The sequence below is a fragment of the Streptomyces sp. NBC_00597 genome (assembly GCF_041431095.1).
GTDB lineage: Bacteria > Actinomycetota > Actinomycetes > Streptomycetales > Streptomycetaceae > Streptomyces.
The window spans coordinates 50,788-72,900 of record NZ_CP107757.1 but is presented as its reverse complement, the minus strand read 5'-3'; the positions used below and the strand labels follow the sequence as shown (position 1 = coordinate 72,900).

The following is a 22,113-nucleotide window of genomic DNA, read 5'->3' as shown; positions in this document are numbered from 1 at the left end:
CGGGTCCTTGCGGGTCAGTGGAGCCGGACGGCTGCTGCTGCGGCGGCGGGGATGGCGTCGGCCAGGCGGTCGAGGACGGCGGTGGCCTGCTCGTCGGTGATGGTCAGCGGGGGCAGGAGGCGGACGACGCTGGAGTGGCGGCCGCCCAGTTCGACGATCAGGCCGCGGTTGAGGCACTCCTGTCGCACGGCCGCGGCGAGGGCCTGCGCCGCCGCCCCGGTGTCGGGGTCGACGAGTTCGACGCCGATCATCAGGCCGCGGCCCCGGACGTCCCCCATGCACGGGTGGGCGGCGGCCAGCCCGCGGAGCGCCGTCAGCATCCGCTCGCCGAGGGCTCCGGCGCGCTCGGCGAGTCGGTTCTTCCTTACGTAGGCAAGGGTGGCGGTCCCGGCCGCCATCGCCAGCTGGTTGCCGCGGAAGGTGCCGGCATGCGCTCCGGGTGCCCAGAGGTCCAGGCTCGACCGGTACACGATCACCGCCAGCGGGAGGCTGCCGCCGATCGCCTTGGACAGGACCATCACGTCCGGAACCACCCCGGCGTGGTCGACGCCCCAGAAGGCGCCGGTGCGGCCGACGCCGGTCTGTACCTCGTCGGCGATCAGCGGGATCCCCCGTGCCTCGGTGATCTCTCGCATCCGGCGCAGCCACGCGTCCGGGGCCGGGAGGACCCCGCCCTCGCCCTGCACCGGTTCGACGATCATCGCCGCGGGCGTCGGCACCCCGCCCTTGGGGTCGTCCAGCAGGCTCTCGGTCCAACGGGCCCCGAGCCGGGCGCCCTCGGTGCCGCCGACCCCGAACGGGCAGCGGTGGTCTTGCGGGAACGGCAGCCGCGTCACCCGTACGTCCGGCGCTCCGCCCGAGGCGCCCAGGGCTCCGGCGGTCATCCCGTGGTAGGCACCGGTGAAGGCCAGCAGCCCCGAGCGCCCGGTGGCGGTGCGGACCAGCTTGAGTGCGGCCTCCACGGCGTCCGTACCGGCGGGACCGCAGAACTGGATGCGGCCGTCGGCGGCCAGTTCCGGCGGGAGGCAGGCGAACAGCTCCGTGGTGAAGGCGTCCTTGACCGGGGTCGCGAGGTCCAGGACGTGCAGCGGGGCCCCGGAATCGAGGACGCCCCGGACGGCTTCGAGCACCACTGGGTGGTTGTGTCCCAGGGCGAGGGTGCCGGCTCCGGAGAGGCAGTCCAGGTAGCGTCGCCCGTCCGCGCCCTCGATGGTGAGCCCCCGGGCGCGCACGGGGACGATGGGCAGGGAACGCGCGTACGTACGGGCGGCGGACTCCCGCATCGCCTGCCGGCGCAGGATGCCCTCCACCCCGTCAGCGCCCGGCGGTACGGCTACGCCCGGCCCCGTTCCCCGGCCCCCCTGCGCCGGCACCTGGGGTTCCTGGGGCTCGTGAGGCCCCTGAGGCGAAACCGGCGCGGCGGCCGCGCCCTGCTCGGTCAAAGCCACGACTGTCGGACCTCCCGCACGGACTGCTCCACCGGATTGCGCCTCGAACATGAACGCTGCTCCCCCGTACCCCGTACGTACCAACGACGGTGGCGGCAGCGGATCACGGGTGTGCCCAAGATCCTTGTCCCGTCCCTGAGTGCACGGTTCCTCCGGTCCCGGAACCGCGGCCCCGGCCTGTGCCGTCCCCAACAGCAGCGGCATAGTGGGGTGCTGCACTCGGCGGCACGCACCTCGCGTGCCCCACGTACCTCACCTGCACCGCGTCTGACGCCCAGAATCACCAGGGGGATTCACGACATGCGCCCGAACCGACCGGTCACCGCGATCCTGTGCGCGGCGGCACTCGCCATGACCGCCGCGGCCTGCGGACCCGGCGACGGGGAGGCCGGCGGCGACGCCAAGCCGACCGTGGCGGCGAGCCTCCCGACCGAGCCCGACGGGACCATCAAGATCCCGGACCAGCTCAAGGACAAGCTCAAGGAGCACGGCTTCGACCTGGACAAGTGGAAGGGGGGCGCGTGGAAGAACTGGAAGAAGGAGGACTGGCTCCGCGAGGCGGGCGACTACGTCAACCCGATCATCGAGGACCTGTGGGACCCGGACCGGATGCGTGAGGCCGACAAGACCCCGCAGACCCCGGCGATCGACCCGGACGCCGGCAAGGACCAGGGCGTGACGGACCCGACCCCGACTCCGGTGCAGGCCAAGGCTGCCAACGCGCCGTACCACACGAGCGTTCCGGTGTCCGGCAAGGTCTTCTTCGACGGCCCCGAGGGCTCGATGGTCTGCTCGGCGACCGTGGTCAAGGACCCGGCCCATCCCGGCAAGTCCAACATGGTCTGGACGGCCGGTCACTGCGTCCACGCGGGCAAGTCGGGCGGCTGGTACCGCAACATCGCCTTCGTCCCGTCGTACAACAACGCGGGCAGGCCGGCGGCGCAGCTCAAGGGTGCCCCGCGCGAACAGGTGGCCCCGTACGGCGTGTGGTGGAGCGACTGGGCACAGACCTCGGACCAGTGGATCGCGAACGGCGGTCCGACCGGCGGCGCGGGCGCCCCGTACGACTTCGCGGTGCTGCACGTGACCCCGGAGAAGAGCACCGGCAAGTCCCTGGAGGAGACGGTCGGTTCGGCGCTCCCGGTGGAGTTCAACGCACCGGCGGTGCCGAAGGTCGCGGGCATCACGGCGACGGGCTACCCGGCGGCGGCCCCGTTCGACGGTCAGAAGGCCTTCCAGTGCACCGACAAGCCGGGCCGGCTGTCGCTGGCCACGAACGCCCCGGTGATGTACCGCATCGGCTGCACGATGACCGGCGGCTCCTCCGGCGGCGGCTGGGTGGCCGCGGGCAGTGACGGCAAGCCGGCGCTGGTTTCGAACACCTCGATCGGCCCCGCCAAGGCGGGCTGGCTGGCCGGACCCAGGCTGGGCCCGGAGGCCAAGGGGGTCTTCGACGCGGTGAGCGCCAAGTTCAAGTAGGCAGAAGGTTCAAGTAGGCAGACGACGGAGGGCCCCCTGCACGGCAGGGGGCCCTCCGTCGTCTTGAGCGTCGAGCGCGTCGAGCGGCCTCGGCGTTAGCGCTTCGCCGGCACGTACGGCGCCAGGTCAGCCGCGAGTTCCTGGTGGACCCGCGCCTTCAGCAGGGTGCCCTCCGGGGTGTGCTCCTCGGAGATCACCTCGCCCTCGGCGTGCGCCCGGGCGACGAGCGAGCCGCGCGTGTACGGCACGAGGGCCTCGACCTCGACCTCGGGTCGCGGCAGTTCGGAGTCGATGAGCCCGAGGAGTTCCTCGATGCCCTGCCCCGTGCGCGCCGAGACGGCGATGGAGTGCCGCTCGATCCGCAGCAGTCGCTGGAGTACGAGCGGGTCCGCGGCGTCGGCCTTGTTGATCACCACGATCTCGGGCACGTTGACCGCGCCGACCTCGCGGATGACCTCGCGCACGGCCGCCAGCTGCTCCTCCGGAGCCGGGTGCGAGCCGTCCACGATGTGCAGGATGAGGTCGGAGTCGCCGACCTCCTCCATCGTGGAGCGGAACGCCTCGACCAGGTGGTGGGGCAGGTGCCGGACGAAGCCGACCGTGTCGGCCAGGGTATAGATCCGGCCGCTGGGCGTCTCGGCCCGGCGCACGGTCGGGTCGAGGGTGGCGAACAGCGCGTTCTCCACCAGCACGCCCGCGCCCGTGAGGCGGTTGAGCAGCGAGGACTTTCCGGCGTTGGTGTAGCCGGCGATGGCGACCGAGGGCACCTTGTTGCGGCGCCGTTCCTGCCGCTTGATGTCGCGGCCGGTCTTCATCTCCGCGATCTCCCGGCGCATCTTCGCCATCTTCTCGCGGATCCGGCGCCGGTCGGTCTCGATCTTGGTCTCACCGGGGCCTCGGGTGGCCATGCCGCCACCGCCGCCGCCACCCATCTGCCGGGACAGCGACTGACCCCAGCCGCGCAGGCGCGGCAGCATGTACTGCATCTGCGCGAGGGCGACCTGTGCCTTGCCCTCTCGGGACTTGGCGTGCTGGGCGAAGATGTCGAGGATCAGGGCGGTCCGGTCGACCACCTTGACCTTGACGACGTCCTCAAGGGCGATGAGCTGGCCGGGGCTGAGCTCACCGTCGCAGACGACGGTGTCGGCTCCGCTCTCCAGCACGATGTCGCGCAGTTCGCGGGCCTTGCCCGAGCCGATGAAGGTGGCCGGGTCCGGCTTGTCACGGCGCTGGATGACACCGTCCAGTACGAGGGCGCCCGCCGTCTCGGCGAGGGCGGCGAGCTCCGCAAGGGAGTTCTCGGCGTCCTGCACCGTTCCGGAGGTCCACACGCCCACCAGCACGACGCGCTCAAGGCGCAGCTGTCGGTACTCGACCTCGGTGACGTCTTCGAGCTCGGTGGAGAGGCCGGCCACACGGCGCAGCGCCGCGCGCTCGGAGCGCTCGAACTGCTCGCCGTCGCGGTCTCCGTCGACCTCGTGGCTCCAGGCGACGTCCTCTTCCATCAGGGCGTCGGCCCGAAGGCTCTCGGTGAAGCTCTGCGAGTCCTGCACGTCCCGTGCGTCCCGCGCGTCCTGGGAAGGGGAAGAAGAGGAGGTCATTGGATCCTTACGTCGATATCGAATGCGGCCGTGTCTTGCGCGGCCGGGGCCATGCGCAACAGTGACCTAACACTGTCACGTCCAACGTGTCACATCGCCGGGAGATTCCCCCGGCGTGCGGCCCCGTCGATGGTGACATGCCCGTTCCCCGCCGGTCACACGCTTTTCGGGCCGCCCCACTCCGGGTGCCCGGGCATCGCCGGGGTCGTCTTCCCGTACAGCCACGGCTTCAGGAAGGCCTCCAGATCCCGTCCGGCCACGACCGAGGCCAGGCGTACGAAGTCCGCGGTGCCGGCGGTCGCGTCCCGGTGCTCGGCCACCCAGCGCCGCTCGACGCGGTCGAAGGCCTTCTCGCCGATCTCCTGGCGCAGCGCGTACAGCACCAGCGCGGCCCCGTCGTAGACCACCGGCCGGAACAGCCCGATCTTCTCTCCGGGGGCGGCGGGCTTCGGGGCGGCCGGGGGTCCGCCGGCCGCCCGCCACTGGTCGGAGCGCTGGTACGCCTCGCGCATGCGCCGCTCCAGGGAGTACTTGCCGAGGCCGTCCGCGTACAGGGCCTCGTACCAGGTGGCGTGGCCCTCGTTGAGCCACAGGTCGGACCAGGTCCGCGGGGTGACGCTGTCGCCGAACCACTGGTGGGCGAGCTCGTGGACCATGACGGCGTCGACGTACCACTCGGGGTAGCCGTCGCCGGAGAACAGGCCGTTCTCGAAGAGCGAGAGGGTCTGCGTCTCCAGCTCGAACCCGGTCTTCGCCCGTGCGATCAGCACCCCGTAGTTCTCGAAGGGGTAGCGGCCGACGCGCTGCTCCATCCACTGGACGTGCCCGGAGGTCTTCTTCAGCCAGGGGTCCAGGCGCTTGCGGTCGGCGGCCGGGACCACGCTGCGCAACGGCAGGCCGTGCGGACCGGTGCCCGCCACCACGGCCGAGTCACCGATGGAGACCTGTGCGAGCTCGGTGGCCATGGGGTGCAGGGTCCGGTACGTCCACGTCGTCGAACCGGCGACCCGGGGAGCCGGGAGGGCGCCCGCCACCCCGTTGGCCACGGCGGTGAGACCGGCCGGGGCGGTGATCCGGAAGGTGAAGTACGCCTTGTCCGCCGGGTGGTCGTTGCACGGGAAGACGCGGTGGGCGGCGTCGGCCTGGTTGGCCATGGCCAGGCCGTCGTCGGTGGGCACCCATCCCCCGTCGGCGATGCCGCGCGGGTCGCTGGTGTGCCGGATCTCGATGCGGAGCGGCACGTTCGCCGCAACCGGGCTCGCCGGGGTGAGCACGAGGTCCTCCCCGGCGCTCTCGAAGCGCGCCGGCTCGCCGTTGACCTCGGCGGACGCCACCGTTCCGTGGGTGAAGTCCAGGTTGATCCGCTCCAGCGGCTCCAGGGCGCGGGCATCGATCACGGTGACCGCGTCGAGCGGGCTCTTGTTGTCCTTGTACGTGAAGGACAGGTCGTACGAGAGGACGTCGTACCCGGGGTTCCCGAGCTGCGGGAACAGCGTGTCGCCGATGCCCAGCGGCTTCGGCGGGGGCAGCACGGCGGCGACCAGGGTGAGGGAGGCCGCGGCGAGCAGGGCGGCGCGCAGGCGCGGGGAGGAGAGCTGCATCCCCCACCGCTACCAGCGCCCGACGCGTGCCCGGGTACGGCGCGCGACGGTTCCACCCGAACGGGACCTTCCGGCCGCGCCCCGGCCCAGTCCCGGGGGCGCCCCGGCCCAGTCCCGGCGGCCGCACGCCCCGTTCCCGCCGGAGCCCGGCGCCCAGGCCCGGCGCTCGGACCCGCCGCCCGGCCCGCCGCCCGGGGTCGGCGGCTGGGCGGACGCGGGCTAGGCCCGGCGGACGTCGTAGACGCCCGGCACGTCCCGCATCGCCCGCATGAGGGCCGGCAGCCCGGCCGCGTCGGGCAGTTGCAGGGTGTACGTGTGCCGCACCCGCTGCTCGACGGGCGGTTCCACGGTCGCGGAGACCACTTCCACCCCTTCGCGGGCGATGGCCTCGGTCAGGTCCGCCAGCAGGTGCGGGCGGCCGAACGATTCGGCGAGCAGGGTGACCCGGCAGTCCGCCGTGGCTCGCCAGTGCACGGTGACGGAGGTCCGTCCGAGCGCGCGCATCTGGGCCACCGCCGCGCAGTGGATGCGGTGGACGGTGACGGCCCCGCCCCGTACGACGAACCCGGCGACGGCGTCGGGAGGTACGGGGGTGCAGCAGCCGGCCAGCCGCACGGTGGCGTCCGGCAGGTCGGCGACGGCATTGCCGCCGCCGCCTCGGGCGCCGACCACGGACAGCGGTGCCCGGGCCGGGGTGGCGGTGGGTTTCACCGAGTCGGGATGGGCCTGGAGCCAGCTGCCGATGGCGATCCGGGCGGCGGGGGTCCTGGCGTGCTCCAGCCAGTCGGCGGCGGGCCCCGAGGAGGCGTCGTGGGCGAGCAGCAGCTGGACGGTGTCCCCGTCGGACAGCCGGGAGGCCAGGGAGGTGAGGCGCCCGTTGACCCGGGCGCCGATACAGCCGTGGGCCGCCTCGCCGTACTGGGCGTAGGCGGCGTCGATGCAGCTGGCCCCGGCGGGCAGGCTGATCGTGCCGGGGGCGCCGCCGTCGGCGCGGAACACGGTGATCTCCCGGTCTTGTGCGAGCTCGGCGCGGAGCACGCTCCAGAAGGTGTCGGGGTCGGGTGCGGACTGCTGCCAGTCGAGGAGGCGCGAGAGCCAGCCGGGCCGGGTCGGGTCGACCCGTTCCTCGTCGCAGTCGGCGGTGTCGGCCGCAGAGCCGGGCTCCGGCGGGGCGGTGGCGTACGGGTTGCCGAGGGCGACCACGCCGGCTTCGGCGACCCGGTGCATCTGGCGGGTGCGGACGATGACTTCGGCCACGTACCCCTCGGGGGTGGCGAAGGCGGTGTGCAGCGACTGGTACAGGTTGAACTTCGGGGCGGCGACGAAGTCCTTGAACTCCGAGACGACCGGGGTGAAGCAGGTGTGGAGCTCGCCCAGCACGGCGTAGCAGTCGGCGTTCTCGCCGACGAGCACGAGGATGCGGCCGAAGTCGGAGCCGCGCAGTTCGCCGCGTTTGAGGCCGATCCGGTGCACGGAGACGAAGTGCCGGGGCCGGACCTGCACCTCGGCGGCGATGCCCGCTTCGCGCAGGACGGCCCTGACGGAGGCCGCGATGGCGGGCAGCGGGTCGCGCTCCCCGGCGTGGGCCGCGATGAGCGCGCGGGTGTGCTCGTACTCCTCGGGGTGCAGGATCGCGAAGACGAGGTCTTCCAGTTCGGTCTTGAGGGCCTGGACGCCGAGCCGTTCGGCGAGCGGGATCAGGACGTCGCGGGTGACCTTGGCGATGCGCGCCTGCTTCTCGGGGCGCATCACGCCGAGGGTGCGCATGTTGTGCAGCCGGTCGGCGAGTTTGATGGACATGACGCGGACGTCGTTGCCGGTGGCGACGAGCATCTTGCGGAAGGTCTCGGGCTCGGCGGCGGCCCCGTAGTCGATCTTCTCGACCTTGGTGACGCCGTCGACGATGAAGCAGACCTCGTCGCCGAATTCCGCGCGGACCTGATCGAGGGTCACCTCGGTGTCCTCGACGGTGTCGTGGAGCAGAGAGGCCGTCAAAGTCGTGGTTTCGGCGCCGAGTTCGGCGAGGATCAGGGTGACGGCGAGCGGATGTGTGATGTACGGCTCACCGCTTTTGCGCATCTGGCCGCGGTGCGAGGACTCCGCGAGCACGTACGCGCGGCGCAGGATGGACAGGTCCGCGTCCGGGTGATGGGCGCGGTGCGCCTCTGCGACGTGGCCGATGGCATCGGGGAGCCGGTCTCGGGATGTGGGCCCGAGAAGGGCCGCGCGCCCGAGTCGTCGCAGGTCAAGGCGGGTCCGGCCTCGTCTGCGGAGTTCAGGGCGCGCGTCGGGACGTGCTTCGGGGTTCGTGGCCTCTGCACTCATGGGCACCTCCGGCGGCTTCGACCGGCGGTGGCGGGCATGGGGTGAGCCCTCAGGGCCGGTGCCTGATGCTACCGACCCCACCACGTGGCGCAGTCCGCCTCTCGCTCAGCGTGAAACGGATCACCCATTAGAGGGAAGCTTCAGCCGAAAGCCGTTTCGGTGAGCCAGGCCGCGTCGAACTCGCCCGCGGCCACGATGACGGCCGGTCCGGTCATGTCGATCTGGCCGTCGGGGTGTTCGGTGATGAGCAGGGTGCCGCCGGGGAGGTCGACGGTGTATGTGACCGGCGCCCCGGTGGCGGCCGGGTCGACGCCGTCGCGGCGGATGGCGGCCACGGCGACGGCGCAGGCGCCGGTGCCGCAGGAGCGGGTCTCGCCGGATCCGCGCTCGTGGACGCGCATGGCGACGTGGCGGGGGCCGCGGTCGACGACGAACTCCACGTTGACCCCCGTGGGGTAGACCTCGGCCGGGCTGAACGGGGGCGGGTCGAGCAGCTTTCCGGCGTGGTCCAGGCTGTCAACGAACGCGACGGCGTGCGGGTTCCCCATGTTGACGTTGCGGGCGGGCCAGGTGCGGTCGCCGACGGTGACGGTGACCTGCTCCTCGGGGAGGACGGCGCGACCCATGGAGACCGTCACGTCGCCGCTCTTGTCGAGGTGGACCCGCTTGACGCCGCCACGGGTGGCGACGGCCAGGTCGCCGGGCTCGACGTGGCCTGCGTACTGGAGGTAGCGGGCGAAGACGCGGACGCCGTTGCCGCACATCTCGGCGATGGAGCCGTCGCTGTTGCGGTAGTCCATGAACCACTCGGCCTCGTCGGCCATATGCGCGGCCTCGGGGTGTGCGGCGGACCGGACGACGTGCAGCACGCCGTCCGCGCCGATGCCGGCGCGCCGGTCGCAGAGCTTCGCGACGGCGGTCGCGGGCAGGTCGACGGCGTTGTCCGGGTCCGGGACGATCACGAAGTCGTTCTCGGTGCCGTGGCCCTTGAGGAAGGAGAGGCTCGTCTGCGTCACCCGCCCATGGTACCGAGCGGGGTGTCCGTGCAGGTCGGCGGCGCCTACCGGAGCCGCGCGACCCGGTACACGGCCAGGGCTACGACGGCCAGCGCGACGAGGCCGTACAGCCCGGCCATGCGCCAGTCGGGGCGGCGGCCGCTGCCCCGCGGCGGGAGCCCGGGCCAGGTGTGGCCCACGCGGCGCGCGGCCATCATCCCCCAGCCGCCGGCGCAGCAGCAGATGAGGAAGCCGAGCATGGCGACCACGGCTCCGCCGTCGCCGAACTCGAAGGCGAGCGGGAAGGCGAACATCAGGGAGCCTGCCGCGGCCAGCATCACGATCGGGGCGATCTGCCAGATGCGCAGTCGGCGCTGCGGGCGCAGCTCGACTTCGAACTCGGGACCGGCGGCGGCCTCCGCCTCGGCGGTGTCCGGTACGTCCGGGCCGTCGGGGGACAGCCGTGCGGGATCGGCGGGCAGGCCGAGGGCCTCGGGCTCGGGAGCCTCTCCCCCGGCGACCGGGGGTTGGTTCCCCCAGAGCTTCGGGTCCGCTTCCTGCCTCGTGCTGTCCTGCCCGGTGTCGCGAGGGCCGGCCTCCATCGCCACGCGCCCTCCCCACTCGGACTTCGTACGCCGTAGTTCACCGCCGGTGACCGCACCCGCGGAATTTGATGATGGCACGGGTCAGGGCCCCGAACGGGCGCACGGGGCGTCCCGATGCCATCACGTGATCAGGCTGTAACCGCTCGTTCGACCAACGACTGCGCAAGTCCGAGGAGTTCCCCCCGGTCGGCGACGGCGCCGCTGAGCCAGTGCACACGGGGGTCCCTGCGGAACCAGGAGTCCTGGCGGCGGGCGAACCGCTTGGTCGCCCGGACGGTCTCGGCGCGGGCCTCGTCCTCCGTGCAGTCGCCGGCCAGGGCGGCCAGCACCTGCTGGTAGCCGAGCGCCCTGGAAGCGGTGATTCCGTCGCGCAGGCCCCGGGCCTCCAGCCTGCGGACCTCGTCCACCAGCCCGGCCTCCCACATCCGGTCCACGCGCAGCGCGATCCGCTCGTCGAGCTCCGGCCTGGCCACGTCGACACCGATCTGCACCGTGTCGTAGACCGACTCGTGACCGGGCAGGTTGGCGGTGAACGGCTTCCCCGTGATCTCGATGACCTCCAGGGCGCGGACGATGCGGCGGCCGTTGCTGGGCAGGATCGCCTGGGCGGCGGCCGGGTCGGCGGCGGCGAGGCGGGCGTGCAGGGCACCGGGGCCGCGCAGCGTGACCTCGGCCTCCAGCCGGGCCCGGACCTCCGGGTCGGTGCCGGGGAATTCCATCGCGTCGAGGGCGCCGCGGACGTACAGGCCCGATCCGCCGACGAGGACCGGCGTACGCCCCTGGGCGAGCAGTGCGTCGATCTCGGCGCGGGCCAGCCGCTGGTACTCGGCGACGCTCGCGGTCTCGGTCACGTCCCAGATGTCCAGGAGGTGGTGCGGGACGCCTCCGCGCTCCTCCGTCGTCAGCTTGGCGGTGCCGATGTCCATCCCCCGGTACAGCTGCATGGAGTCGGCGTTGACGACTTCGCCGTCGAAATGGCGGGCCAGGGCTACGCCCAGATCGGACTTTCCTGCCGCGGTGGGACCGACGACGGCGATGACCCGCGGGGCGGGGGCTGCATTCCTCACCGCCCCAGTCTCGCAAACGTTGCGGCATGTACCCGATCGAGTTACGTGACGGGGTGGTGGTGGGGTCGTTGCCCTGGCGAGGTTCCACCAGGCGTACGCCCGGCGGAGGCCGGGCCGCACAAGGCGGAACTTCACCCGCACGAGTAACGTTATGGGAGTAGACATGGGCGTTTTTGATCGGTTTTTTCGTCGTAAGGGCGAAGATGCGACCGTTGAAGTCGCGTCGGAGGACGTGACGGCGGAGGCCGAGGCCGAGGCCACGGGCTCCGAGACCGCGGCCGAGCCTGCCGAGGCGGAGGCTCCCGTGGCGGAAGCCGTGGAGATCCCGAAGCAGCAGTCGGCGGAGGCCGCCGCGGACAGCGGGGCCGGCGAGAGCGCCCGTACGTAGCCACCGCCACTGGAAGGTGCCCCATGGGCCTGCTGGACACTCTGAAGGCCAAGCTCGCTCCGGCGAAGGACAAGGTCGGCGACCTCGCACAGCAGCACGAGGGCAAGATCGGCCAGAACCTCGACAAGATGGCCCAGGCCGTGGACTCCAAGACCAAGGGCAAGTACCACGGCAAGATCGAGACCGGCACGAGCAAGGCGAAGGACGCCCTGGGCAAGATCGCTCACAAGGACGCCCCCGGCGGTCCGACGCCGCCGACGGCGTCCTGACGCGGTCCCGTACGTACGAGGGCGGGGCGCGGGTTTGGTGAACTCGCGCCCCGCCCTCGTGTCCGCAGTGCCCGGCTCGCCTACGACCAGGCGGCGACGAAGTAGCCGACCCCGTACGGGGCGTCCTCGTACAGCAGCCGCCCGTCGAGCCCGGCACCCTCGGCCGCACCCGCCAGCACCTGCCAGGGCGCCCGGCCGGCGGCCTTGAGTTCGTGCGCGAGCTCGGCGTCGAGGGCGGCGAGCGCGGGTACGTCGGCGGCGGCCAGGGCTCGGGCGGCGGCGGCGTCGAAGCCGGCGGCGCGGTCGTCGAGGTAGCCGGGGGCCTTCAGGGTGCGGCAGGCGCTGCCGTCGCCCATGACGAGGAGCGCGACGCGCTCCTCGCGCGCGGCGAGTCCGCGACCGGCCTCCAGGCAGCGCGCGGTTTCGAGCGGCTCCCCGACCCCGAGCCCCTCCACCGGCGCGGCGCCCCAGCCGGCGCGGCCTAGCAGCCAGGCGCCGACGGCGAGGGACGGCGGCAGGAGGCGGGGGCCCTCCTCTCCGGCCCCGAGCTGTACGTCGGCATCGACGCCGAAGCCGCGGAAGTTGCCGCGGGCGCCCTGGGGGTACGGACCGCGGTGGTCCTGGTCGGCGGCCCCGATGACGACCAGCAGGTCGGGCCGGGAGGCGGTGAGCACGGCGAGCGCGTCGGAGCAGGCGGTGCGGGCTTCGCCGAGTTCGGCGGCGGCACCTGCGGCGACCTCGGGCACGAGGAGCGGCGGGGCGGGGCAGACGGCGGCGGCAACGAGCATGCCCCGCAGCCTAGCCGCCACACCCCGCCCCGGGCCCCGCAACCCCGCCCCCCGGCCCGGCCCCTGGGCTCCGCTCCCGGCCCGCACGACGTCCCCGACGCGGGGGCGCACGGCCGGGGTCCGGCCCGCGACTCCCGGCCGGATCCCCGTTCAGCCCCCTGACTCGGTGTGTGCAGCCGGGACCCGGCGCGGGTTCAGCGCGTCGGGAGCCGGACCTGCCGGGCCGGGGGTGGGTGGCCCTGCGGGCCCCCCTTCGCCTGTTCCTCCGCCGGCTACCGCCGGGGGCTCCGCCAGAGTCCGTCAGGGGACCCCACGCCTCAACGCACAGCCGGCCCGGCTGGCGCCGCGCGAGCCGGGCACCAAGCACCCGCCGGACGGGGGCCCGCGGTGCCCGCCGGAGCACCACCCTGCCCGCGCGCCGGCCTGGCCTCGTAGTGGCGCGAAGGCCGCTGAACGAGGGAGCGGGGCGTGGGGTGCGGGCGCGCAGCGCCCGACGGGGTGCTGCGGAGCCAAACCGACGGCCGGGGCCTCCCGCAAGCCCACCCGGCGAGATGGTGCCGCGCAGCAGGCCGCCGCCCGAGCCCGGCAGGGCAGCGCAGTGCCCGATGGGGAACCGCCCTGCGCGGCCCGGCGGGCGGGGCGCGGCGCGGCGATCAGGTGGTGGGGGCGGCGCAGCCCGACGTGGTTGCGGGGAGGGGGGCGGGGACGCCCAGCGTCGGGATGCCCAGCATGACGCCCTGCGGCTGCGCGGGGGCCGCGTTCCGCTTCTCCCAGGCGTCGCCCGCGCGGGTCCGGCGGACCGTCAGGGTCGGGCCTTCCGCGAGCAGGTGGTGCGGGGCCGCGTAGGTGATGTCCACCGTCACCACGTCGCCCGGGCGGACCTCCTCCTCCGGCTTCGTGAAGTGGACCAGTCGGTTGTCGGGGGCGCGGCCGGAGAGGCGGTGCGTGGCGCCGTCCTTGCGGCCCTCGCCCTCCGCGACCATGACCTCCAGGGTGCGGCCGACCTGCTTCTTGTTCTCCTCCCAGGAGATCTCCTCCTGGAGGGCGACCAGCCGCATGTAGCGCTCCTGGACGACCTCCTTCGGGATCTGCCCCTCCATGTCGGCCGCCGGGGTCCCGGGGCGCTTGGAGTACTGGAAGGTGAACGCGTTCGCGAAGCGGGCCTCGCGCACCGCGTGCATCGTCTGCTCGAAGTCCTCCTCCGTCTCGCCGGGGAAGCCCACGATGATGTCGGTGGAGATCGCGGCGTGCGGGATGGCGGCGCGGACCTTCTCGATGATGCCGAGGAAGCGCTCCTGGCGGTACGAGCGGCGCATGGCGCGCAGGATGGTGTCCGATCCGGACTGCATCGGCATGTGCAGCTGCGGCATCACGTTCGGGGTCTCGGCCATCGCCGCGATCACGTCGTCCGTGAAGTCCCGCGGGTGCGGGGAGGTGAAGCGGACCCGCTCCAGGCCCTCGATCTGGCCGCAGGCGCGCAGCAGCTTCGAGAAGGCCTCGCGGTCGCCCAGGTCGGAGCCGTACGCGTTCACGTTCTGGCCGAGCAGGGTGATCTCGGAGACGCCTTCGGCGACCAGGGCCTCCACCTCGGCGAGGATGTCGCCGGGCCGGCGGTCCTCCTCCTTGCCGCGCAGCGCGGGGACGATGCAGAAGGTGCAGGTGTTGTTGCAGCCGACGGAGATCGACACCCATGCGGCGTACGCGGACTCGCGGCGGGTCGGGAGCGTGGAGGGGAACGCCTCCAGCGACTCGGCGATCTCGACCTGCGCCTCCTCCTGGATGCGGGCGCGCTCCAGCAGGACGGGCAGCTTGCCGATGTTGTGCGTACCGAAGACCACGTCGACCCAGGGGGCCCGCTTGACGATCGTGTCGCGGTCCTTCTGCGCGAGGCAGCCGCCGACGGCGATCTGCATGCCGGGGCGCTTGGTCTTCATCGGGGCGAGCCGACCGAGGTTGCCGTACAGCTTGTTGTCGGCGTTCTCGCGGACGGCGCAGGTGTTGAACACCACGACGTCGGCGTCACCGTCGGAGCCCTCGGGCGCCCGCGTGTAGCCCGCGCCCTCCAGCAGACCGGACAGCCGCTCGGAGTCGTGCACGTTCATCTGGCACCCGTAGGTGCGCACCTCGTATGTTCCCTTGACGTCCACTGCCGTGCTCCGGTCGCTGCTGCTGGTCATGCAACAAGGGTAGGCGGTACCCGGAAGCCCTCCGGACCCCGTACGGCGTGGACGGTTTTCCGATCGCGGACGTTCGCGCCGGGTCCTGATCCGGGGCGCCGGAACGGGCGGGGCCGTGACAGGGCGGCGGGTCGGTGGCAGGATCGCGGCCATGGTTCACGTTCCGCCCCGCATTCGCAGGCGCACCGCCCTGTGGGGGCTGGTGGCCGTCCTCGCGGTGTTCGGGCTGCTCGCGTGGTGGCTGAGGCCGTTCGGGGAGCCGGAGCTCAAGGGCGGGCTGACCTTCAGCACGGGTGTGCGTACGGGCGTCTACCACCGCTACGGGCAGCTGCTGGACCAGGCGCTCGCCCGGGACATGCCCGGGGTGAAGGTGCGGCTGGAGACCAGCGAGGGCTCGCAGGAGAACCTCCGGCGGGTGGCGACTGGCGGGGCGGACTTCACCATCGCGACGGCCGACGCGGTCTCCAAGTACCGGGTCGACGGGAAGCCGGGCGCGGAGGGGCTGCGCGGCGTCGCGCGGCTCTACGACGACTACGTGCAGCTGGTGGTCCCGGCCGGGTCGCCGGTGCAGTCGGCGCGGGACCTGAGGGGCAAGCGGGTCGCGGTCGGCCAGCCGGGCTCCGGCGTGCGGCTGGTCTCGGAGCGGCTGCTGACGGCGGCCAAGCTGGACCCGGCGCGGGACATCACCCCGGTGTCGATCGGCATCGACACCATGCCGGCGGAGCTTCAGGCGGGGCGGATCGACGCGTTCTTCTGGTCCGGCGGCCTGCCGACGAACGCGGTGCGCGAGCTGTCGGAGCGGTTCGACATCCGGCTCGTGCAGCTCGGCGACCTGGTGGCGGAGCTCCAGGCGAGCGGGAGCCCGGCGCGCTACTACCGGGCGGCGGTGATGCCCCAGGACGCGTACACGCGGGCCCGGAACACCTCTTCGGTGGCGACCCTGGCCGTGCCGAACCTGCTGGTCACCACGGAGAACACGGACCCGGAGCTGACCGAGCAGTTCACGCGGACGGTGATCCTCAGCCGTGACCGGATCGGGCACGAGGTACACGCGGCGCAGCTGGTGGACCTGCGCACGGCGATCTACACGGAACCGCTGGACCTGCACGAGGGCGCACAGCGGTACTACCGCTCGGTCAAGCCGTAGCGACGGGCACCGTAGCAACGGGCACGGGACCGGGGACCGGGACCGGGACGGCCGTCGGGACGGTCAGGCCGCGGGCAGCAGCATCAGCGCCGCCGCGGCCGCGCCGATCAGCCCCGCGTGGGTTCCCAGGGCGGCCGGGACCACCTTGAGGCCGCTCACGAACGAGAGCGTGGCGTAGTCGGCCAGGTGGGCGCGGATCGGCGCGAGGAGCGTGTCGCCTGAGGCGGCGACGCCCCCGCCGATGACCGCGATGTCCGTTTCGACGAGGGTCGCGGTGGCCGCGATGGCTGCGGCCAGGGCGCGGCCCGCACGGTCGAAGGCGGCCACGGCGACCCGGTCCCCGGCCTCGGCGGCCAGGGCCACGCCCGCCGCGGTGGCATCCCCGTCCGGGCCGGGCGGGGTCCAGCCCTGGGCCCGGGCCCAGCGGGCGATGGCGGTGCCCGAGGCGATGGACTCCACGCAGCCGTGGCCCCCGCAGACGCACTGCTCACCGTCGAAGGCCACGCTGATGTGGCCGATGTGGCCCGCGTTGCCCGTGGGTCCGGGGTGGAGCTGGTTGTTCAGGATCAGGCCTCCGCCGACCCCGGTGGAGACCACCATGCACAGGGCGTTCGCGTGCCCCCGGGCCGCGCCCAGCCAGTGCTCGGCGGCGGTCATCGCCACGCCGTCACCGGCGAGTACGGTCGGCAGGGCCACGCCGTGCCGGGCCAGTTCGGCCTCGATCCGGGCCTGGACCGGGAACTCCCGCCACGCCCCGATGTTCACCGGGCTCACCGTGCCGCGGGAGGTGTCGACGGGACCCGCGCTGCCGATGCCGCACCGGACCGCCGACGGCCACAGTGTCGAGCCGGCCAGTTCGGCGACGACCTCGGCGACGGCGGCGAAGACCCGCTCGCCGTCCGTTCCCCGCGGGGTGGGACGGCGGGTGGTGGCCGTCATCCTGCCGTCGGGGTGCACCAGCGCACCGGCGATCTTCGTACCGCCGATGTCGATGGCCACCGTCAGACCGGCGGCCGGGTCGGCAGCCGGGCCAGTGGCCAGCGGTGCGGTGAAGGCGGAGGTGGGACTGGTCACGGAAGCGGCTCCAGGATGGGGTCGGAATCAGTATGCGGCCGGGGCGGGGCCGTACTCTCCCGGGGCTCCAGCCGGGGCTGCTCGCTCTCGCGCGCCCGGGGCGGGCCGCCGGCGAGCACGCCGAGGAGCTCCTCGGCGGCGAGCCGGCCGAAGCCCGCGGTGTCGCGGACGAGCGCGGTGAGCCGGGGGTGGGTGACCCGGCAGAGCGCGGAGTCGTCCCAGGCGACCATGGAGATCCGGCCGGGGACCGCGATGCCCAGCTCGGCGGCGACGGCGATGCCGGCGACCGCCATCACGTCGTTGTCGTAGACGAGGGCGGTCGGCGGTGCGGGTTCCGCGAGGATCCGGCGGGTGGCGGCCGCCCCCTCGGTGTCGGAGTAGTCGGTGACCACCGAGCGCACGTCGTCCGGGCCGAGCCCGCGCGCCTCGGCTTCGGCGCGCAGCGAGGCCATCCTGCGGGCGGTGTGGGCGAGGCCGGGCAGCCCGGCGACGTGGGTGATCCGGCGGTGGCCCAGCTCGTACAGGTGGTCCAGGACCTGGGCCATGGCCCGGGCGTCGTCGGCCCATACCGAGGACAGGGGCCCGGTCTCGCCCGTCCCGCCGATCATGACGGCCGGGAGGCCCAGTTGCGCGAGGAGTTCCGGGCGCGGGTCGTCGGTGCGCGGGTCGACGACGAGGACCCCGTCCACGCGCCGTTCGGCCCACCAGCGGCGGTGGACGGCGCATTCCGCGTCGATGTCGTCCACGACCTGGAAGAGCAGGGCGACCCGGCCGGCGGACAGCACCTCCTGTATGCCGGAGACCAGTTGGAGGAAGAAGGACTCGACGCCGAGGGTCTGCGCGGGCCGGGCGAGCACCAGCCCGACCGCGCCGGAGCGTTCCCCGGACAGGGCGCGGGCGGCGCTGTTGGGCTGCCAGCCGAGTTCCTCGGCGACCCCGCGGATCCGGGCGCGGGTCTCCCGGGACACCCCGGGCCGGTCGTTGAGCGCGAAGGACACGGCGCTCTCGGACACCCCGGCGCGGCGGGCGATGTCCTTGATGGTGGGTCTGCGGGCCATGGCCTGCCTGCCTCTTCCTCGTCCCTGGGGTACGTCCGGCGTGCAGCACGCGCGGACGGCGATGGCGGGACCGTACGCGATCCTGCCCGGGCAGGCCGCCTTGAGCAGCATCCGGGGGTGACCGTCAGCGGGAGCCGCGCGCGGCCGGCGGGCGGCAGCGCGGTCGTGCCCGCTCCGGGCTTTCCGTGGAACCGGTAAAGAGGGCCGGCCGGGTCGCGATCTCCGTGACCGAAATACCGCTGTCCATTTCCGTACCCTTTCCGGGATCGGAACGAAGGTCTGAACTAAACCGCATTAGTTCGATCAGCTTGGGAGCCCGGGGCCCTTCTGTCAACGGGACTGAAGCGCATAAGTTCCGTCGCCAGACGCCCTGTTGACTCATGCCCGCGACTCCCGGCAGGTTGTACGCCACCCGGCGCATTTCCGAGAACTCGCGAGAACTCCAGGACGCCTTATGCACGACGAAATCCCTCCTCGTCCGCCCCGTCCGCTCCGTCCGCCTCACCCGCCCCGTCCGCTCCGTTTCGGCGCCAACTACACCCCGGCCCGCGGCTGGTTCCACCACTGGCTCGACTTCGACCTCGAAGACGTCAGGGCGGACCTCGACTCCGTCGCCGCGCTCGGGCTGGACCACGTACGGGTCTTCCCGCTGTGGCCGGTGTTCCAGCCGAACCGGACGCTCATCCGGCCGCGCGCCGTCGAACAGCTCGTCGCGCTCGCCGACGCGGCCGCCGAGCGCGGGCTCGACGTCAACGTGGACGGTCTGCAGGGGCACTTGTCGAGCTTCGACTTCCTGCCCGCCTGGACCGGGACCTGGCACCGGCGGAACATCTTCACCGACCCGGACGTCGTCGCCGCGCAGGAGGAGTACCTGCGCACGCTGGCCGCCGCCCTCGCCGACCGGCCCAACTTCCTCGGCATGACCGTCGGCAACGAGATCAACCAGTTCTCCGGCGCCCCGCACCCCGACCCCGACCGGATCACCCGCGAACAGGCGGGCCGCTGGCTGGAACGGATGCTCGCCGCCTGCGAGAAGGGCGCGCCGGGCCGGTCCCACGTGCACGCCGAGTACGACGCCGCCTGGTACCAGGACGGACACCCCTTCACCGTGGCGCAGGCGGCCCGGCTGGGCGCGGCCACGGCCGTGCACTCGTGGGTGTTCAACGGGACCGCGCAGCGCCACGGCCGGACCGGGACGGCGACCGAGCACCACGCCGCGTACCTGGTCGAGCTGTCGAAGGCCTGGGCGCTCGATCCGCACCGGCCGGTGTGGCTCCAGGAGGTCGGGGCGCCCGCGCCGCTGGTCCCGGCGGAGCACGCGGCCGCGTTCACCGAGGCGACCGTGGCGAACGTGTTGGACTGCCCGGACCTGTGGGGCGTGACCTGGTGGTGTTCGCACGACGTGTCCCGGGAGCTCGCGGACTTCCCGGAACTGGAGTACGGGCTCGGCCTGCTCACCAACGACCGCGGGGTCAAGCCGGCCGGGGCGGCCGTCGCCCGGATCGCCGACCGGTGGCGGGGGCGGGAGCACCGCCCGGCCGTCCGGTCCACGGCGCTGGTGCTGGACGTCGGCGGGGCGGAGGCCGCGCCGAGGCGTTCGGTGTGCGCGCCCGGCGGGGCGTTCTTCGAGGCCTGGGCCGCGCTGACGGCCCAAGGGGTCCGGCCCGCAGTGGTCCTGGCGGAGCTCGCCGGGGACGCCGCCCACCTGGCCGGGCGCGGCATCACCGAGGTGCTGCGCGTGCATGACGTCACCTGATCATCCGCCGCCCGACCACCCGTCACCGAGGAGCCCTGCATGTCCGAGACCGGCAACGGCGCCGACCCTCGCACCGCCCGTTCGTCACGTCAGACACCTCAGGCACGTCAGACACCTCAGGCACGTCCCGGATATCCCGCACGTGCCGCGCTGCCCGCGCTGCCCGTCCCTCAGGCACCCTTCACCCCTCCCGCCCGCGTGACGCCGCCGACCCGGCGCGGGGTGCTCGCCGCCGGGGCGGGCGCGGGCGCCGCCGCACTGCTCGGCGCGGCCGGCACGGCCACCCGGGCGCAGGCCGCGCCGGCCGTCCCCGGCGCCCCGGCCGCGCAGGCCGTCCCGGCCCCGGTACCGGGTACCCCGGCCGACCTGGCCCCGTACGCCTCCTACTGGTTCCCCGACTCGCTCCCCCAGGGCGCCCCCGGCCCGGGCATCACCTGGCGGTCGCTGAAGCAGTGGTCCCCCGAGTCCGATCCGGACCTCGCGCACAACACCGCGACCGTGCCGCTCGCGCCCCGCTTCACCCCCGTGCCGGTGAACCCGGGTGCGCGCGCCGGGCAGGCCCGGATCTCCTCGCTCGTCTCCTTCGGGCCCACCGCACAGAACCCCTCCCAGGGCTCCGCGACCGCCGACCACTACGCGCTCACGCACTGGGCGTACCTCGACGAGCTGGTGTTCTGGGGCGGCTCCTCCGGCGAGGGAATCGTGCTCGCCCCGAACGCGCCCGTGATCGACGCGGCCCACCGCAACGGCGTCCCGGTGCTGGGCAACGTCTTCCTGCCGCCCGTCGCGTACGGCGGCGACCTCCAGTGGACGCGGGACCTCGTCCAGCGTGACTCCGCCGGCCGGTTCCCGATCGCCGAGAAGCTCGTACAGGTGGCGCGCACGTACGGGTTCGACGGCTGGTTCGTGAACGCCGAGACCGACGGCGGGGACGGTTCGCTCGCCGCCCGGATGCGGGAGTTCCTGCGCGCACTGCGGGCGGCCGGCTCCCCGCACGGCCTGCGGATCACCTGGTACGACGCCATGAACAGCACCGGCAGGGTCGGCTGGCAGGGCGCACTGAACCAGCTCAACCAGGAGTTCTTCGAGGACCGGGCGGGCCGGGTCGCGGACACGGTGTTCGTCGACTTCCGCTGGACCGCGCAGACCCTGGCCGCTTCCGGCGCGCTCGCCGACCGGCTGGGCCGCTCCCGCCACGAGCTGTGGGCGGCCCTCGACGTGGAGTCGGGCGGCTGGGATTCCGCCGTCCGTTGGGACGCGGTCATCCCGCGCGACCGCGACCACGTCGTCAGCTTCGGGTTCTACCGGCCCGAGTGGACACGCAACCACCTCACCGACCGCTCCCCCGGCGCCTTCCACCGCGCCGACGACCGGTTCTGGACGGGCGAGTCCCTGGACCCGGCCCGTCCCGCGCCCGAGGGCAGCTGGCGGGCGCCCGCCACGGCCGTCGCGGACCGGTCCACCGTCACCGCCCTCCCCTTCGCCTGTGCATTCAACACCGGGCACGGGGAGCGCTGGTACGAGGAGGGCGAGGTCACCTCCGACATCCCCTGGAACCACCTCGGGCTCCAGGACGTGCTCCCGGGCCGCCGCTGGGCCGTGGACTGCGCCGGGCCGCGGCCCTCCGTCACGCTGGACTTCGCGAAGGCCTGGCGCGGCGGCTCCAGCCTCCTCGTGGCCGGCGCGCTCACCGCTCCGGCCGTCGTCGGCCTGCACTGCACGCGGCTGCCGCTGACCGGCTCCACGGCCGTGGAGCTGGTGCACGCCACCGAGGCGGGCACGCTCGGCATCGAGGTCGGCGTGGCCACGCGCGAGCCGGGCGCTCCGGGGGAGCCGGTCCCGTACACCTGGCTGAAGGCGCAGACCCCGGGCTCCGGCCGCGGCGGGTGGCACACCTCCCGGGTCGGGCTCCCGTCCCTGGCGGGCCGGACCGCGTACGGGCTGGCCGTACGGATCACGGTGCGCGGGAAAAGGGCGGTGGCCTGGCGGCTCGGCGCCCTGTCGGTACGCGACGACACCGCGCGGCGGCGCCCGGCGGCTCCTGGTGCGCTGACCGTGGACGCCGCGACCCAGCAGGACGGCAAGGCCGCCCTCCGACTGTCTTGGCGCCGGGCTGCCGGGCCGGTCCGCCACTACGAGGTGTACCGCCTGCTCCCGGACGGCGCCCGACGCTTCCTCGGCGGCACCTGCGGCACCGCCCTGTACCTCCCGGCCGTCACCCGGGCCGGCCGGGAGCCGGCGGCCGTCTTCGAGGTCCGGGCGGTGGACGAGCTGTACGCGGCCTCCGCCCCAGCCTGCACCACCCTCACCTGGACCGGACCGGCCTGACCCGGCG

The 22,113-nt window shown here is 73.5% G+C and carries 17 protein-coding genes; 6 read left to right on the top strand and 11 right to left on the bottom strand.

The genetic code is table 11. The annotated features are described in order from the left end of the window. Positions 1-14 precede the first annotated feature (14 nt). The gene (locus OG974_RS00280; protein ID WP_327278906.1) at positions 15-1,499 is read right to left on the bottom strand and encodes a diaminobutyrate--2-oxoglutarate transaminase family protein; all 1,485 of its coding nucleotides are present in this window, start codon (positions 1,497-1,499) and stop codon (positions 15-17) included. A 249-nt stretch (positions 1,500-1,748) separates the two neighbouring features. Here OG974_RS00280 and OG974_RS00275 point away from each other — a divergent pair, with 249 nt between their 5' ends. Continuing rightward, positions 1,749-2,927: a hypothetical protein gene (locus OG974_RS00275; RefSeq protein WP_327278905.1), complete on the top strand. Its 1,179-nt coding sequence runs from the start codon at positions 1,749-1,751 to the stop codon at positions 2,925-2,927. Positions 2,928-3,022: 95 nt separating this feature from the next. Here the strand turns inward: OG974_RS00275 and hflX are convergent, their stop codons facing one another. The 6 genes from hflX to miaA all read right to left on the bottom strand — a co-directional run bounded on the left by hflX (position 3,023) and on the right by miaA (position 11,121). After that, the gene (gene hflX, locus OG974_RS00270; RefSeq protein ID WP_327278904.1) at positions 3,023-4,528 is read right to left on the bottom strand and encodes a GTPase HflX; all 1,506 of its coding nucleotides are present in this window, start codon (positions 4,526-4,528) and stop codon (positions 3,023-3,025) included. A 155-nt stretch (positions 4,529-4,683) separates the two neighbouring features. Then, the gene (locus OG974_RS00265; protein WP_327278903.1) at positions 4,684-6,129 is read right to left on the bottom strand and encodes a M1 family metallopeptidase; all 1,446 of its coding nucleotides are present in this window, start codon (positions 6,127-6,129) and stop codon (positions 4,684-4,686) included. 219 nt (positions 6,130-6,348) lie between these two features. Then, complete coding sequence (locus tag OG974_RS00260; RefSeq protein WP_327278902.1) at positions 6,349-8,454, bottom strand: HD domain-containing protein; 2,106 nt, start codon at positions 8,452-8,454, stop codon at positions 6,349-6,351. Between the two features lie 140 nt (positions 8,455-8,594). Beyond that, positions 8,595-9,470, bottom strand: a complete 876-nt coding sequence (dapF, locus tag OG974_RS00255; protein ID WP_329314701.1) for a diaminopimelate epimerase — start codon at positions 9,468-9,470, stop codon at positions 8,595-8,597. A gap of 44 nt (positions 9,471-9,514) precedes the next feature. Next, the gene (locus OG974_RS00250; protein WP_327285815.1) at positions 9,515-10,051 is read right to left on the bottom strand and encodes a hypothetical protein; all 537 of its coding nucleotides are present in this window, start codon (positions 10,049-10,051) and stop codon (positions 9,515-9,517) included. Positions 10,052-10,182: 131 nt separating this feature from the next. After that, positions 10,183-11,121 (bottom strand): tRNA (adenosine(37)-N6)-dimethylallyltransferase MiaA, encoded by a 939-nt coding sequence (gene miaA / locus OG974_RS00245; protein WP_327278900.1) that lies wholly within the window; start codon positions 11,119-11,121, stop codon positions 10,183-10,185. Between the two features lie 232 nt (positions 11,122-11,353). Here miaA and OG974_RS00240 point away from each other — a divergent pair, with 232 nt between their 5' ends. Together OG974_RS00240 and OG974_RS00235 are read left to right on the top strand one after the other, a co-directional pair. After that, complete coding sequence (locus OG974_RS00240; RefSeq protein ID WP_327278899.1) at positions 11,354-11,509, top strand: gliding motility protein; 156 nt, start codon at positions 11,354-11,356, stop codon at positions 11,507-11,509. Positions 11,510-11,532: 23 nt separating this feature from the next. Beyond that, a complete protein-coding gene (locus tag OG974_RS00235) occupies positions 11,533-11,778 on the top strand; it encodes an antitoxin (RefSeq protein WP_327278898.1) in 246 nt (81 codons plus the stop codon). An 80-nt stretch (positions 11,779-11,858) separates the two neighbouring features. Here the strand turns inward: OG974_RS00235 and OG974_RS00230 are convergent, their stop codons facing one another. Both OG974_RS00230 and miaB read right to left on the bottom strand, forming a co-directional pair. Beyond that, positions 11,859-12,566 (bottom strand): hypothetical protein, encoded by a 708-nt coding sequence (locus tag OG974_RS00230; RefSeq protein WP_327278897.1) that lies wholly within the window; start codon positions 12,564-12,566, stop codon positions 11,859-11,861. 653 nt (positions 12,567-13,219) lie between these two features. Further along, complete coding sequence (gene miaB, locus OG974_RS00225; RefSeq protein ID WP_327278896.1) at positions 13,220-14,743, bottom strand: tRNA (N6-isopentenyl adenosine(37)-C2)-methylthiotransferase MiaB; 1,524 nt, start codon at positions 14,741-14,743, stop codon at positions 13,220-13,222. A gap of 151 nt (positions 14,744-14,894) precedes the next feature. Between miaB and OG974_RS00220 the strand changes: the two genes are divergently transcribed. Beyond that, positions 14,895-15,890: a TAXI family TRAP transporter solute-binding subunit gene (locus tag OG974_RS00220; RefSeq protein WP_329314699.1), complete on the top strand. Its 996-nt coding sequence runs from the start codon at positions 14,895-14,897 to the stop codon at positions 15,888-15,890. A gap of 63 nt (positions 15,891-15,953) precedes the next feature. Here OG974_RS00220 and OG974_RS00215 read toward each other — a convergent pair whose 3' ends face one another. Further along, entirely contained in the window at positions 15,954-16,895 is a 942-nt protein-coding gene (locus OG974_RS00215; RefSeq protein WP_329316438.1) for an ROK family protein, read from the bottom strand. Positions 16,896-16,960: 65 nt separating this feature from the next. Beyond that, positions 16,961-18,022 carry a LacI family DNA-binding transcriptional regulator gene (locus OG974_RS00210; RefSeq protein WP_327278894.1) on the bottom strand — a complete coding sequence of 354 codons (1,062 nt, stop codon included), beginning with the start codon at positions 18,020-18,022 and terminating at the stop codon, positions 16,961-16,963. Positions 18,023-18,476: 454 nt separating this feature from the next. Here OG974_RS00210 and OG974_RS00205 point away from each other — a divergent pair, with 454 nt between their 5' ends. Beyond that, entirely contained in the window at positions 18,477-19,778 is a 1,302-nt protein-coding gene (locus OG974_RS00205) for a glycosyl hydrolase (protein WP_329314697.1), read from the top strand. A gap of 198 nt (positions 19,779-19,976) precedes the next feature. Then, positions 19,977-22,106 carry an endo-beta-N-acetylglucosaminidase gene (locus tag OG974_RS00200; RefSeq protein WP_371645003.1) on the top strand — a complete coding sequence of 710 codons (2,130 nt, stop codon included), beginning with the start codon at positions 19,977-19,979 and terminating at the stop codon, positions 22,104-22,106. Positions 22,107-22,113 lie beyond the last annotated feature (7 nt).